This window comes from Bacillus sp. FSL K6-0993, assembly GCF_037977205.1.
In the GTDB taxonomy this organism is placed as follows: Bacteria; Bacillota; Bacilli; order Bacillales; family Bacillaceae; genus Bacillus; species Bacillus subtilis.
The window spans coordinates 660,300-673,653 of the sequence record NZ_CP150275.1 but is presented as its reverse complement, the minus strand read 5'-3'; the positions used below and the strand labels follow the sequence as shown (position 1 = coordinate 673,653).

The 13,354-nt window shown below is 44.6% G+C and carries 11 protein-coding genes, 1 pseudogene and 2 riboswitches; of the genes and pseudogenes, 2 read left to right on the top strand and 10 right to left on the bottom strand.

Annotated elements, in window-relative coordinates:
- Nucleotides 1-101: 101 nt before the first annotated feature.
- Nucleotides 102-203, bottom strand: a riboswitch (purine riboswitch).
- Nucleotides 204-282: 79 nt separating this feature from the next.
- The 10 genes from MHH79_RS03530 to mneS form a co-directional block, all read right to left on the bottom strand.
- Nucleotides 283-480, bottom strand: coding sequence for an NETI motif-containing protein (locus MHH79_RS03530; RefSeq protein ID WP_003219403.1), 198 nt, complete (start codon nucleotides 478-480; stop codon nucleotides 283-285).
- A complete protein-coding gene (locus MHH79_RS03525; protein ID WP_015482896.1) occupies nucleotides 480-1,034 on the bottom strand; it encodes a DUF5698 domain-containing protein in 555 nt (184 codons plus the stop codon). The genes MHH79_RS03530 and MHH79_RS03525 overlap by 1 nt, the downstream gene beginning before the upstream one ends.
- A 213-nt stretch (nucleotides 1,035-1,247) precedes the next feature.
- Entirely contained in the window at nucleotides 1,248-1,415 is a 168-nt protein-coding gene (locus MHH79_RS03520) for a Fur-regulated basic protein FbpA (protein ID WP_003244066.1), read from the bottom strand.
- Nucleotides 1,416-1,573: 158 nt separating this feature from the next.
- Nucleotides 1,574-2,377: a hypothetical protein gene (locus MHH79_RS03515; protein ID WP_063335612.1), complete on the bottom strand. Its 804-nt coding sequence runs from the start codon at nucleotides 2,375-2,377 to the stop codon at nucleotides 1,574-1,576.
- Nucleotides 2,378-2,587: 210 nt separating this feature from the next.
- Nucleotides 2,588-3,910 (bottom strand): hypoxanthine/guanine permease PbuG, encoded by a 1,323-nt coding sequence (pbuG, locus tag MHH79_RS03510; protein WP_063335611.1) that lies wholly within the window; start codon nucleotides 3,908-3,910, stop codon nucleotides 2,588-2,590.
- 135 nt (nucleotides 3,911-4,045) lie between these two features.
- A riboswitch (purine riboswitch) is annotated at nucleotides 4,046-4,147 on the bottom strand.
- Nucleotides 4,148-4,290: 143 nt separating this feature from the next.
- Nucleotides 4,291-5,832 carry a glutamine-hydrolyzing GMP synthase gene (gene guaA / locus MHH79_RS03505; protein WP_003233970.1) on the bottom strand — a complete coding sequence of 514 codons (1,542 nt, stop codon included), beginning with the start codon at nucleotides 5,830-5,832 and terminating at the stop codon, nucleotides 4,291-4,293.
- Nucleotides 5,833-5,994: 162 nt separating this feature from the next.
- Complete coding sequence (locus MHH79_RS03500; protein ID WP_340034989.1) at nucleotides 5,995-8,208, bottom strand: transglutaminaseTgpA domain-containing protein; 2,214 nt, start codon at nucleotides 8,206-8,208, stop codon at nucleotides 5,995-5,997.
- 21 nt (nucleotides 8,209-8,229) lie between these two features.
- Nucleotides 8,230-9,426: a DUF58 domain-containing protein gene (locus MHH79_RS03495; RefSeq protein WP_251247840.1), complete on the bottom strand. Its 1,197-nt coding sequence runs from the start codon at nucleotides 9,424-9,426 to the stop codon at nucleotides 8,230-8,232.
- On the bottom strand, nucleotides 9,426-10,388 hold the full coding sequence (locus MHH79_RS03490) for a MoxR family ATPase (RefSeq protein ID WP_251218264.1): 963 nt from the start codon (nucleotides 10,386-10,388) through the stop codon (nucleotides 9,426-9,428). The genes MHH79_RS03495 and MHH79_RS03490 overlap by 1 nt, the downstream gene beginning before the upstream one ends.
- Nucleotides 10,389-10,538: 150 nt before the next feature.
- Nucleotides 10,539-11,411, bottom strand: a complete 873-nt coding sequence (gene mneS / locus MHH79_RS03485) for a manganese transporter MneS (protein ID WP_015382984.1) — start codon at nucleotides 11,409-11,411, stop codon at nucleotides 10,539-10,541.
- Nucleotides 11,412-11,484: 73 nt separating this feature from the next.
- Between mneS and MHH79_RS03480 the strand changes: the two are divergent.
- Both MHH79_RS03480 and gabP read left to right on the top strand, forming a co-directional pair.
- A pseudogene (locus MHH79_RS03480) lies at nucleotides 11,485-11,772 on the top strand (hypothetical protein).
- Between the two features lie 37 nt (nucleotides 11,773-11,809).
- Complete coding sequence (gabP, locus tag MHH79_RS03475) at nucleotides 11,810-13,219, top strand: GABA permease (protein WP_251218263.1); 1,410 nt, start codon at nucleotides 11,810-11,812, stop codon at nucleotides 13,217-13,219.
- The last annotated feature ends 135 nt before the right edge of the window (nucleotides 13,220-13,354 follow it).

The window sequence follows — 13,354 nt, the reverse complement described above, 5'->3', positions numbered from 1 at the left end:
AAAAATACCCGCTCTGCATTGCACTTATGAGGAAGCAATACAAACCGGGCATGGTACATGTATCGTCAGTCGTTCGCTTCTGCGATATATCCATGTCAGTTTTATCGATCACTTTCCTGCATAGTCCGGCAATTTACGGTTGCCGGGTAGAAACTTATGGGCCATATTCCCAAGATTATATGAGGTCGTGTTTTGATTTCATGTTTATCTTAACAACGGACATGGATAATGTCAACGATATTATCGAACGATACAAAAATTCATTCTACTAATGTTCGTGTTTTAGATCAATTTCCCTTCAAATACGATTTTTTTCCCGCACGGAACGATCTGAATTGACCCATTTTCCTTTTTTTCCATAAAAATAGGCTCTTCCATTCGCCTTACAGGCAGATATCCTTCTTCTTTCATTTGCTGAAGCACCGCATCAATCGTTTGCTGCTCTGTCACTTCAAACTTTTTCTTCTTCGGCTTTGCCATTATTCTTTAATTCTCCTCTTCTTCACCGCTTTGACCCAGAAGCCGCCGTGGATTGTTTTTGGTTCGTACGCAATAATAAAGGCTTTTGAATCAAGTGTTTTAATCGTATCATATAGCTGGAGTTCATATTTTCTCGGCGTCAGGATCTGAAGGGCTGTGCGGTCGCCTTCAAGCCCGCCTGCCACCCAATTTGTCACGCCGTAACCTTTTTCACGGAGCTGCTTCGGAAGATCAAGATCGAGCTCCTTCGTAATCACATTGACCATAATATAGCCAAGCGCCAATTTTTCTTCTATTTTCATGCCGACAATTACGCCAAGACCGTAACCGAGCGCGTACGCGATCACATTTTGAATCTGGTCTAAGTTATCGAGCACCAGACTCAGCCCTGTCACATAAACCAGTATTTCAATCGTACTGATGCCGGCCGCTAAATAACGCTGTCCTTTCAGCGTTAAAATCATTCTTATCGTAAAAAATGACACATAGACAATATTAATAATGAGAATTATGAGAACCATGGCTATCCCATTTGATAAGATGGTTTGCATCATTTTATTCATCCCCCTACTCTTCAGCTTGCACAAAGCATTCATATTCTACTAGAGAAATGAGCCGTTTACAATCAGCTTCGCCCGTAAGCTTAAGCAAAATATTTCGACATACTTTTATGCGTTGAACAGTAGTAGTTTACCCTCTTTCTCGCCTTTTCAAAATCAAAACAAAAAAGCCCGCTTTTCAGCAGACTCACCTCTTTATATCTATTGTCAGATCTCTTTTTTCATTTTCTGAAGGGACTTGTATTCTTTCTCAAGCTCACTCAGCGTGTAGTCAGCAAGCTGTTCCCCTCTTCCTTGATAAAATTCCGAGAGCAGTAATTTGGTTTTTAAAAATTGCTTCTTTTGGTTAATTGCTCGGCGAAGCACATCAGCCATGTCCATCATCCTCCTTAAACATAAAGGTTTTTGCGCTGGACGTTTTCAGCATTTTCCCCATCATACACGGGTTAATCCTACAAATCAACTATGTTTTTTAGATATATTTGTAAAAAGTGTGACATAAAAAAACCGGCTAGGATTAGCCGGTTTTTTCATTAAAGCGGAATCAGCGACGCCGTAAAATATTCAGAAATAAACGGCCAAGTCACCGCCGTAAACAGCAGCGCTATCGCAACCACTGCAAATACACAATAGATATAATCAATTGGTGCATCTTGTGCCGCCTGGTACACACGCTGTACATACAGCGCGATGATAAAAAAGATGGAAAACAAGATCAGCACCGTAAACAGTACTGTCAGCATTGGGATATTCACGATCGCAAAGATCAGCCAAAGGATTGAAACAGCAATTACCGGTACAAGCAATGAACCCAATACGGCAGCCGCTTCTCTGAACGTCACCTTCTGCTTCATCATATAGCGGGAGACAGCCCATATAGCAAAGACCATTACCGCGAAAAAGATCAGCAAATACACAAGAACAACTAAAAACCCGTCATAGAAAGCATGATGGCGTTCTCCGAAACCGAGCGGCCGATTCCAGCTTGCCTTTAACTGAAACCAATTCCCAATTGAAAAAATGATACTGAATATAAGCATTGAAATCAGACCGTACTTATAATGAGAAAAACCATCCGTTACGACAGTTTTCGCCGGTGATTTTAAAATCGAGAACGCAAAACCGCAATATCTGTTGATGGCTGCCCAAACAGACGCAAGCTTGTCTTTAACAGCTGATTCACCGCGTTCCTGGCGCGGTTTCTGCTTTTGTTTTTGCTTCTGCTTGCTTTGCCGGCTCGCCTTTCTGGACATTCTCGATAGCGGTTCTTCATCTGCATCTATTCTTTCACTCTGGTTAATTTCTTCTTCAAACGTTTCTTTTCTTTCTTCCGTCATGTCAGCAACTCCTATCAAAAAAATACGGCGGAATACCATTCAGCAAGAAAATAAAACACTTATATAAGGTACCGAAGCCTTCCTGAACAGTCAAGTCATTTCCATTTAAGTAAAGCATGGCGGCACATCTACATGACGGTATATCGTATGAAATGGTTTTATCTTTTGCAACAAAAAAACCAGCTGCCGGTGCAGCTGGTTTTTCAATTCTTATTTTAAGAAGATAAAGTACAGGATAAATACGACAAACAGCCCGTACATGATTGGATGAACCTCTTTTGCTTTTCCTTTGCACACCATTGTAATCGGATAGAAAATAAATCCGATGGCAATACCAGTCGCGATGCTGTACGTTAACGGCATCATGATCATGGTAAGGAAAGCAGGAACGGCCACTTCGAACTTATCCCAAGCGATTTTGCCAAGCGGCGCCACCATCAATGCACCAACAATAATAAGCGCCGGAGCTGTTACATTTGATGTAACGACTGATAGGAGCGGCGAGAAAAACGTAGCCAGTAAAAAGAGAATCCCTGTTACAATTGCGGCAAACCCTGAACGGGCACCAGCAGCGACACCTGAGCTTGATTCCACATAAGAAGTTGTTGTAGACGTACCAAGCACGGCACCGATCACAATAGAAGATGAATCAGCTAAAAGCGCACGGCCCGCACGCGGCAATTTATTTTCCTTCATTAAACCAGCTTGTGTCGCCACAGCAACAAGTGTACCAGCTGTATCAAAAAATCCGACAAACAAGAATGTTAAAATAACGATCAGCATTTGTACGGAGAAAATATCCGGGAGGTGAATCCACGCTTGTCCGAAAGTCGGCGCAAGGCTCGGCACACTGCCGACAATTTGAGTCGGAACCGGAACCAAACCGAAAATCATGCCGGCAACCGCTGTTAACAGCATCCCGATAAACACGCCTGCGTTCACGCGAAGCACCATTAAAATAACCGTGACAATCACACCGAAAATCGTTAACAGCACAGGACCGCTGTGAATGTTTCCGATCGTGACGAGCGTAGAAGGATTTGCAGTAATGATTCCTGAGCCTTGCAAACCAACGAATGTAATAAACAGGCCGATCCCCGCACCGACTGCCAATTTCAGCTCAGGCGGAATGGCGTTGATGATTTTTTCACGAAAACCTGTTAAAGAAAGAGCAACGAAAATAAGACCTGAAATAAAGACACCAGACAAAGCTGCCTGCCATGAAATGCCCATACCAAGGACAACAGAAAACGCAAAAAACGCGTTCAGCCCCATACCCGGCGCGATGGCAATCGGATATCTCGCTATTACTCCCATTAAGATACAGCCTGCTGCAGACGCCAGCGCTGTCGCCGTAAAGACCGCACCCTGGTCAATTCTCAGCGCCTCCGGAAAATCTTTCACGCTCTCCAAAGCAAGCGTAATCGGATTGACGAACAGAATATATGCCATAGATAAAAAAGTCGTTAATCCGCCAATGATTTCATTGCGATAGCTGGTGCCCAGCTCATCAAACTGAAAAAACGTTTTCAAGCTATTTGACTCCCTTCACTCTTTGCTATTTATTCTGTCCTGAAAACGCCAAATAAAAAGCGCCCCAATACATTTTGGGACGCTTGACTACAGTCGGATTTCAGTTCGAATAAATAAACGTGTTTTATTTATATCAAACGAAAGAAATGTTTACGTAGTCAAGCCATTTACGGTAGCTTGGTAGAGACTTGCGAGCCATATTCCCGCGATTATACGAATTCATCTTATTTGATTTCTGTGTCTATTGTACCAACTTCATTTTGAAAAAACAATACAAAAAGCGAACAATAGTCACGCAAAATCGAATTTTGTTCGTAATAAACAAATAAAACCATCTTCCCGGCAAAATTGCCAAAAAGATGGTTTCCATTAATTGATTCTTACTCCCACTCAATCGTCGCAGGCGGCTTACTTGTAATATCGTACACCACGCGGTTAATGTGCTTCACTTCGTTTACGATACGTGTCGAAATGACTTCAAGCACATCCCACGGGATACGCGCCCAGTCAGATGTCATGCCGTCGATTGATGTAACGGCACGGATTCCGATTGTGTAATCATATGTTCTTGCGTCACCCATAACACCAACGCTGCGGATGTCAGGAAGAACAGTGAAGTATTGCCAGATATCACGCTCTAAGCCGTGATTTGCAATTTCTTCACGCAAAATTGCATCTGATTCACGAACGATTTCAAGTTTTTCTTCTGTTACTTCGCCAAGAACACGGATTCCGAGGCCCGGTCCTGGGAACGGCTGACGCCATACGATTTCATCCGGAATGCCGAGCTCTGTGCCAAGCGCGCGCACTTCGTCTTTGAAGAGCGTGTTTAACGGCTCGATCAGCTCAAACTGCATGTCTTCAGGAAGTCCGCCGACATTGTGGTGAGATTTGATCGTTTGCGCCGTTGCTGTACCGCTCTCGATGATATCTGTGTAAAGCGTACCTTGTGCAAGGTAGTCGATGCCTTTGAGCTTGTCCGCTTCATCATCAAACACGTAAATGAATTCATTACCGATGATTTTGCGTTTTTGTTCAGGATCAGAAACGCCTTTTAGTTTGTTTAAGAATCGATCTTTTGCGTCTACTTTAATCACATTCATGTTAAAGCCTTCGCTGAATGTTTTCATAACACCCTCAGCTTCACCTTTACGGAGAAGACCATGGTCTACAAAGATACAAGTCAGCTGGTCGCCGATCGCTTTATGAATCAAAACAGCAACAACAGAGGAATCAACGCCGCCGCTTAGCGCGCAAAGAACCTGTTTGTCTCCGACCGTTTCACGGATTTTTTGCATTTCGATTTCGATAAAGTTCTCCATTGACCATTCGCCTTCGCATTCGCAAACACCGAATACAAAGTTTTTCAGAAGATCATTGCCGTATTCAGAGTGGCGCACTTCCGGGTGGAACTGAACGCCATACCATTTTTTGTCCGCTTTGCTCATTGCTGAGTTCGGGCAGTGATGGCTTGTCGCGTCAACAGTGAAGCCTTCAGGAACTTCTACAACCAAATCGCCGTGGCTCATCCAAACCACTTGTTCGTTTGGAAGATCTTTGAACAAATCAGGTGTGCCTTCGATGCGGATGTTTGCTTTTCCGTATTCACGCTGGCTTGCCGCTTCAACTTTACCGCCAAGGTAATGAGTCATCAGCTGCATGCCGTAGCAAATTCCCAAAACAGGAATATCAAGCTCGAAGATTTTCTCGTCACAGCGGAAAGAGTTTTCATCATACACACTGTTTGGACCGCCGGATAAAATAATTCCTTTTGGATTCATTTTTTTAATTTCTTCAGCCGTCAATGTATGTGGATGCAGCTCGCTGTAAACACCGAATTCACGGATACGGCGTGTAATCAGCTGGTTATACTGACTGCCGAAATCAAGGACAAGAATCATTTCATTCACTAACTTTGTCATGGTTGTCACCTAATCTCCTCTAAGTTTTTTGACACAGAAAAAAACGAGGACAGATATGAAGCTCGCTCCGCCCTCTTTGGCAAGGCCGTTTGCCGGAGTCAGGCCAACTCGCTCCCAGACTCCGATAATATTCACTAATTCTAACAACACGTTGATAAGCGGTCAAGACCATCTTCTTTTAATTAAATTTTCCCATAACTCTCTGGAATCATTCCAAAGCGCTGAAGAATCTTCATTTCTGTAAAGCGCCCTTTCATAGCTTAATGTCAGCTTTGACATGTCTTCTATGTCGTATTTTTCATCGATTCGTTTTGCATAATCACGCAGCGTTTCACTGCCTCGTTTCGGCAGCCCTTTTCTCTTCAGTTGTTTCAGCAGCGCGTCATATGCCTCAAAAAACGCGTGCTGATCGCTGCGCCGCTTCAATTTCCTCACGGCGAAAACAGGAATCCATAACGAGCGGAAAACATACAGCCATACAGCTGCCACCAGGAGGACTGCAAGAACCGCAAGCGCTGCATACAAGCCCGCACCGGCATTGGTATGTGAAGCGGACGGCTTTTTAGAAACAGCTGGCTCCCGCTTTTCCTTTTGTTTTTCCTCTTTTTGCGGCTGTTTTTTCTCTTCTTTCTGTTTCTCTTTTGCTTTCTTCGGCGAGCTGCTGTTATCGCTGCCGGAGTCCTTTGTGTCAGAAGAAGTAAATTCAGCCGGATTTGTAAACCCTTTAGTCGGCTCAAATGTAACCCAGCCCTGTTCCGGAAAATACACCTCTACCCAGGAATGGGCATTGTTATTTGTCACTTCGTAGATGCTGCCATTTTTGTTTCCTGCTTCTTTGTATTCGCCGGACGTATAACCCTTTACCCAGCGGGCCGGAATGCCGGCCGAGCGCAAGAGCACCACCATGGCGGAAGAAAAGTTATCACAATAACCCATTTTCGTTTCAAAGAGAAATTGATCGACATAATCCTCATCATTCTTCGGAATGGTCACGTTTTCTGTTTCATATGTGAACGCATTTGACCCTAAATAGTCCTCAACCGCTTTCACCTTATCAAACATATTGTCGTGATCCTGAGTCAGTTTGATCGCAAGGGTTCTCACCCGCTCTGGCAGTGAATCTGGAAGCTGCATGTAGCGATCGCTGAATGTGTACTCCTCACTGTTTTTTCTCACTTTTACCTTTCTCAGTTCATCAAGCTTATAGACCGGGGAATTGTACGTTACAGTATAATTTCCCATATTTCTGATTTCACCGGCTTGTTCACTGATCGGAGAAATTTGCTCCGTGTTGCCGTTCATTTCAAGTGAGACAGCCTGCTTTGGCTGAATGGTTTCCGCACCAATCGGATACATCAGATGGTTATACCCGTAGTGCTTATCGACTTTTACACGGACGGTGCGGCGCTCTGTCGCAACCTTATGGTCAAACCACAGATTTTCAACTTTTCCATTGCTAAGCTGATACGACATGCCTGTGTCTGTTTCAATCCAGCCTTTTCCGGTATACGTGTCCTTCGTTTCCACACGGAAATACGTACGCTCTTTTCCCTGCCATGTAAAAACAGGTGTAGCATCCTGCTGGAACGGGCCGCCGAGTGATTCATCATGATTCCCGTATCCGATTTTGCTTTCCCCTGCAGACACGCGGTCTTGATGAGTGATTTTTTTAAGAAAAGGCACCGGATCAGGCCAGGCCGGCTCTGATTTTGGAGCGGCGAGTCCGAATACCGTTGCAGCCAAAACCAATACAGATAAAGGAAGAAACCATTTCAGGACAGATGTTTTTGGCAGTGTGATTCTTTCCATCAGCTTAATGCGTTCCAAGTATAAAAGGCCCAGCATAAAGAAGCCGATCAGCACGATACGGATGACGGCAAAAGTGGCATCATATGGCGTAAAGGTATCAAGAATCGTAATATACGCTACTGTCATCAAAAAGAAAAACAAAATTCTTCTCTGGTAAATCACCCAATAATGCAGGAGATAGACCAGCAGCCACAGCAGCACAAAAAACAGCAGGGTCCGAAATGAAGGAATCATGTCATTCCATTGCCCAGATTGAATCAGCGTGATATTCAGATAGACATCCTGCAAAAAAGAGCTGACCCAGCTCAAGTCGAATATAGATCCTTGATAAAACAGGATATGTATCGAGATCAATGTAAATATGACACAAAAAGGAACGGTGACAAACCACCTCATCCTGAAAAAAGTCAGCAGAAACGTCAAGCCGATAAAGACACTAAAAAAGCCTGTATGTTTCGTTTCAGTAAAACTGTCAAGCGGCCTGAGCCACTCCCACAGCAATAAAAAAGCCAGAAAATAAAATAACAGCAAGCTCAAACGGCTTCCCTTCTGATCATCGTGCGGCATGTGAACCAGTCACCTCTCTTTCTAAACAACACGCGAAACTCGCCCGCCCCTCATGACCCGAACTCTGATTTGGCGTTTCATCATGCGTTCAATCATGACATTTTCAGCTTGAGAGAGCTCAGCATCTTTCTCTTTTGCCAGTATCACCGTAACCCGGCCGCCTCCTATTTCTGCGAGGTGCAGCATATCTTCCGTTAACTGTCCCGTGACAACAACTTGATCAGCTTGGCGAACAGATGGCTTTCCCAGCTCTTCCCGTGCATGTCGGCTTATCGGGTCTGCCGCATCACAATGAGCGATGGCTAAATGCCGAAGCATATACTTAAAATGCTGATCCCCTTCCTGAATAGGGAAAATGTTTTTTTCCTTCCCGATGGAAGCCAAGCCAGCGCCCGCGCCGTTTTTTAAAACAGAATGAAGAATCGAAGCTGTCACTGAAACGACCTCTTCGAATGCTTCTGAGGAAAAACGGTCCATCAGCAGAAATAGATTTTTGCTGCGAGAAGGCTCAAATTCCTTCGTCATCAGCTGGCTCCGCCGTGCAGAAGTCTTCCAATCTAACGCAGCAAACCGGTCTCCCGGCTGATAATTCCGCACACTTGCTGCGACTGAGGAATGGTGCTGATGAATAGGAGAAGAACCGCTTACACCCTCTTCCTGATGCCTCTCATTCACCTGATAGGAAAAACGCTGAAAGAATGGATAAACAAACAGGGTATCATCCAGCTCAAAAAATGCTGTTTTTTCAATCAAGCCAAGAACATCCCCGATTCGCACCCTGACAGAATGAAAGTGATGCTCTCCGCGCGGTACCCGAGCTAATTCATACGACATCGTCATGCTCCGTTTAAACCAAGGAAAAACGAGCCGTTTGGCCGCGGCTCCGTCTCGGTTGAAGGACTCAATTCCTTCTGGCAGGCAATCTTCAATTACCATATACATCAGCGGAAACGGCAGCTTTCTTCTCAGCGTAACCGTTACGCCCAGCCTGTCCCCCGCATGCAATTGTGTTTTATCCATTTGCCTTGAAGCCTGAAAAGAACGGAGCGGATACAAGGCCAACAGCCCGGCATACAAGACAAAAGGGAGAAACGCGTAAAACAAAAACCAGCTGACAAAGCCGCCCTGAAACATCGCATAAGAAAAAACAGCAGCCGTCAATAAAGTTAATATAATCAGCTTCCAACCATAAACGAGCCATTGCCATTTCTTATTCATCAGCGGACCGACGACCTTTGAATCGGCACCTTCACAGCTGACATGATCTCCCTTACGATCGCTTCTGCCTGAATCCCTTCAAATTTTGCCTCAGGATGAAGCATCATCCGGTGCGGCAGCGTGAAAGGAGCTAAATATTGAATATCATCCGGGATGACATAGTCGCGATGATGCAGCAGCGCGTATGCCTGTGCCGCTTTCATGAGGGCGATTGAGCCGCGCGGACTGACGCCTAATTGAACAGAAGGATGCTGTCTCGTTTTCTGCACGATTTCAACGATATATTCCTTAATGCTGTCATCAGCACGGACATTTTGCACTTCCCGCTGTAAACGGATGAAGTCTTCTTTTGCAATAACCGGCTCAAGCGTCTCAATCGGATGGCTTTTTTCCTGAAGAGATAAGACGTCAAGCTCTTCATTAAAGGACGGATAACCCATCCGAAGTTTGAATAAAAAACGGTCAAGCTGAGCTTCAGGCAAAGGATAGGTTCCTTCATATTCGACCGGGTTTTGCGTTGCCATCACAAAAAACGGAGCGGCAAGCTGCATCGTATGGCCATCTACCGTGACGCTTCCCTCTTCCATCGCTTCGAGCAAAGCCGACTGTGTCTTCGGAGAGGTACGGTTGATTTCATCGGCCAGCACGATATTTCCCATAATCGGGCCGGGACGATATTCAAATTCCATCGTTTTCGCATTATAGATAGATACCCCTGTTACATCAGATGGCAGCAAATCCGGAGTGAATTGGATTCTTTTGAAATCAGCGCCGATTGACTTTGCCAGCGCACGGACCATCATCGTTTTTCCGACTCCGGGTACATCCTCAAGCAGTACATGCCCTTTGGCAAGAAGGGCTGCTAAGCTGAGTATGGCGATGTCTCGTTTTCCAACCATTACTCTATTAATATGTTCAACTGCTTTCCCCAGCAAAGGATGCAGGTCTTCTTGATATGCCATTCTTTTCCTCCTAGTCATCTACAAAATTCATCATAATGTAACCTAACTTTACCACAAAAAGCAATCTGTATAAAAAAACGATTCTAGCAAATTGTTTCCAATAAAGCTGGCCAAAACACACAAAAAAGCTTCCTGTGGCAGGAAGCTCAATTATTTGTGTTCTAAAGGCTCCATATGAACATGCGAATAATCAATCGCATGCTCCTCCTTCATTCTCCGCTCGATTTCATTGGCTATATCGTGGCTTTCCGTAATATTTAAATCTGCCGATACCTCAACCACCACATCAACATGAACCGTACTGCCCAAGTATCTTGCTTTTATGTCTTTTAAACGGCTCACACCGGAGATTTTTTCGATTGTCTGTTTATAAGCAGAAATGTCCTTTATGTCGAATCCATCTGTCAAAGAGTGAGATGACTCTTTAAAAATATCCCATGCGGTCTTGCAAATAAGCAGACCGATCACAAACGCAGTGACCGTATCAATCCAAGCAAGATGGAATTGAGCAGCCACAATGCCGATAAATGTGCCGATACTGACGAATGCGTCTGATTTATTATCAGCAGCCGCAGCAAGGAGCGCCTGGCTCTTCACCTTTTTGGCCAGCCTTTTATTGTACCGATAAACAATCAGCATCAGGACTGCCCCGCCCGCTGCCGTCCAAGCCGCAATCATATCCGGCGTCTCTTGTTTAGCAGAAAAAATAGATTCTCCGGCGCTGAACAGCACTTGCAGTCCGACAACCATCATAATAAACGATGCGATAAGCGATGCAATCGTTTCCGCTCGAAAGTGGCCGTATGGATGATCTTCGTCAGGAGGCTTTTGAGAGATGCGCAGGCCAATCAGCACAGCAACAGAAGCAATAATGTCAGTTGTGTTATTTAACCCGTCTGCCGTAAGTGCTTCCGAGTGAAAAAGATAACCGATGATCAGTTTAATTGCGGAAAGAACAAGATACGCGGCAATGCTGACCAGCGCTCCGGATTCTCCCTTTTTCAGTTCATCATATCTCTCCATACAAAACCTCCTCCCCGCTCACATTTGGCTATTATTATCTTACAAAGCTGAACCGCAGTGGGTCTACAGAAACATGATTCACCCGCCACAGAAAAATAGTGACGATGGAACTCTTTTTCACTCATCCAATTTATTTGCTCCGCCAAAAAGCCCATCAGATCCAATGACACCAGCGCTTCTCGCATTCTATGGAATTGTAAATAGTACACAAAATCATACAGCGAATAAAAAACGAAACACTTTTTCCACACATTCGCTGAAAGCGTAAACAAAACACTACAAATTTGAAATAAGCTGGTATATTTTCTTACACGAATTTTCGACAAACTGTATATTTATGATAGAGTTTCAATTATCATAATATTCAGTAATGATTGCATTTTAAAAGGAGGTAACTTATGAACCAGTCTCAATCAGGATTAAAAAAGGAATTAAAGACCCGCCATATGACAATGATTTCGATTGCCGGTGTAATCGGAGCCGGCCTATTTGTAGGCAGCGGTTCAGTGATTCACTCGACCGGTCCGGGTGCCGTTGTTTCTTACGCATTAGCCGGAATATTGGTGATTTTTATTATGAGAATGCTCGGTGAGATGTCTGCCGTAAACCCGACGAGCGGATCGTTTTCTCAATACGCTCACGACGCCATCGGACCGTGGGCAGGATTTACAATCGGCTGGCTGTACTGGTTTTTCTGGGTGATCGTCATCGCGATCGAAGCCATTGCCGGTGCTGGCATTATTCAATACTGGTTCCATGATATTCCGCTGTGGCTGACAAGTTTGATCTTGACCATTGTGCTCACCCTGACAAACGTCTACTCCGTTAAGTCTTTCGGTGAGTTTGAATATTGGTTCTCCCTCATTAAAGTTGTGACTATCATTGCTTTTCTAATCGTTGGTTTTGCCTTTATTTTTGGCTTTGCACCGGGCAGTGAGCCAGTCGGTTTATCGAATCTTACAGGCAAAGGCGGATTTTTCCCGGAAGGCATCAGCTCCGTATTGCTCGGCATTGTCGTTGTCATCTTCTCTTTTATGGGAACTGAAATCGTTGCCATTGCAGCAGGGGAAACATCCAACCCGATCGAATCTGTGACAAAAGCCACCAGATCCGTTGTATGGCGCATCATCGTCTTTTACGTGGGCTCAATCGCCATTGTCGTGGCGCTGTTGCCATGGAATTCAGCAAATATTTTAGAAAGCCCTTTCGTCGCTGTACTTGAGCATATAGGAGTGCCCGCAGCCGCACAGATTATGAACTTTATCGTCCTCACAGCCGTACTCTCTTGCCTGAATTCAGGTTTGTATACCACATCCAGAATGCTGTATTCTCTTGCAGAAAGAAACGAAGCGCCGCGCCGTTTTATGAAATTGAGCAAAAAAGGCGTTCCCGTACAAGCCATTGTGGCCGGGACATTTTTCTCTTATATCGCGGTCGTAATGAACTATTTTTCACCGGATACCGTCTTTTTATTCTTAGTCAACTCATCAGGCGCAATCGCTTTACTCGTCTATCTTGTCATCGCTGTTTCCCAGCTGAAAATGCGGAAAAAACTCGAAAAAACAAACCCAGAAGCATTGAAGATCAAAATGTGGCTCTTCCCTTTCCTAACCTACTTGACCATCATCGCCATTTGCGGAATTTTAGTATCCATGGCGTTTATTGATTCCATGAGAGACGAGCTGCTGCTGACAGGCGTCATCACGGGAATCGTTCTGATTTCTTACCTTGTGTTCAGAAAACGCAAGGTGAGCGAGAAAGCGGCTGCCAACCCAGTTACACAGCAGCAGCCCGATATCCTGCCTTAATGCTGATCAAATCCTAAACGGCCTGCCGTTTAGGATTTAGTTATTTTCTTCTTCGGGCGGGCTGCAGCACGAAGATTTTTTGTAACCATCACGTCCTTATTGTCATTAACTATAGTACCAATTTGGAAAATTTAG

Coding starts and splice junctions, on each gene's coding strand:
- MHH79_RS03530 (WP_003219403.1), bottom strand. CDS start 480: ATGGCAAAGCCGAAGAAGAAAAAGTTTGAAGTGACAGAGCAGCAAACG.
- MHH79_RS03525 (WP_015482896.1), bottom strand. CDS start 1,034: ATGATGCAAACCATCTTATCAAATGGGATAGCCATGGTTCTCATAATT.
- MHH79_RS03520 (WP_003244066.1), bottom strand. CDS start 1,415: ATGGCTGATGTGCTTCGCCGAGCAATTAACCAAAAGAAGCAATTTTTA.
- MHH79_RS03515 (WP_063335612.1), bottom strand. CDS start 2,377: ATGACGGAAGAAAGAAAAGAAACGTTTGAAGAAGAAATTAACCAGAGT.
- guaA (WP_003233970.1), bottom strand. CDS start 5,832: ATGACAAAGTTAGTGAATGAAATGATTCTTGTCCTTGATTTCGGCAGT.
- MHH79_RS03500 (WP_340034989.1), bottom strand. CDS start 8,208: ATGCCGCACGATGATCAGAAGGGAAGCCGTTTGAGCTTGCTGTTATTT.
- MHH79_RS03495 (WP_251247840.1), bottom strand. CDS start 9,426: ATGAATAAGAAATGGCAATGGCTCGTTTATGGTTGGAAGCTGATTATA.
- MHH79_RS03490 (WP_251218264.1), bottom strand. CDS start 10,388: ATGGCATATCAAGAAGACCTGCATCCTTTGCTGGGGAAAGCAGTTGAA.
- mneS (WP_015382984.1), bottom strand. CDS start 11,411: ATGGAGAGATATGATGAACTGAAAAAGGGAGAATCCGGAGCGCTGGTC.
- gabP (WP_251218263.1), top strand. CDS start 11,810: ATGAACCAGTCTCAATCAGGATTAAAAAAGGAATTAAAGACCCGCCAT.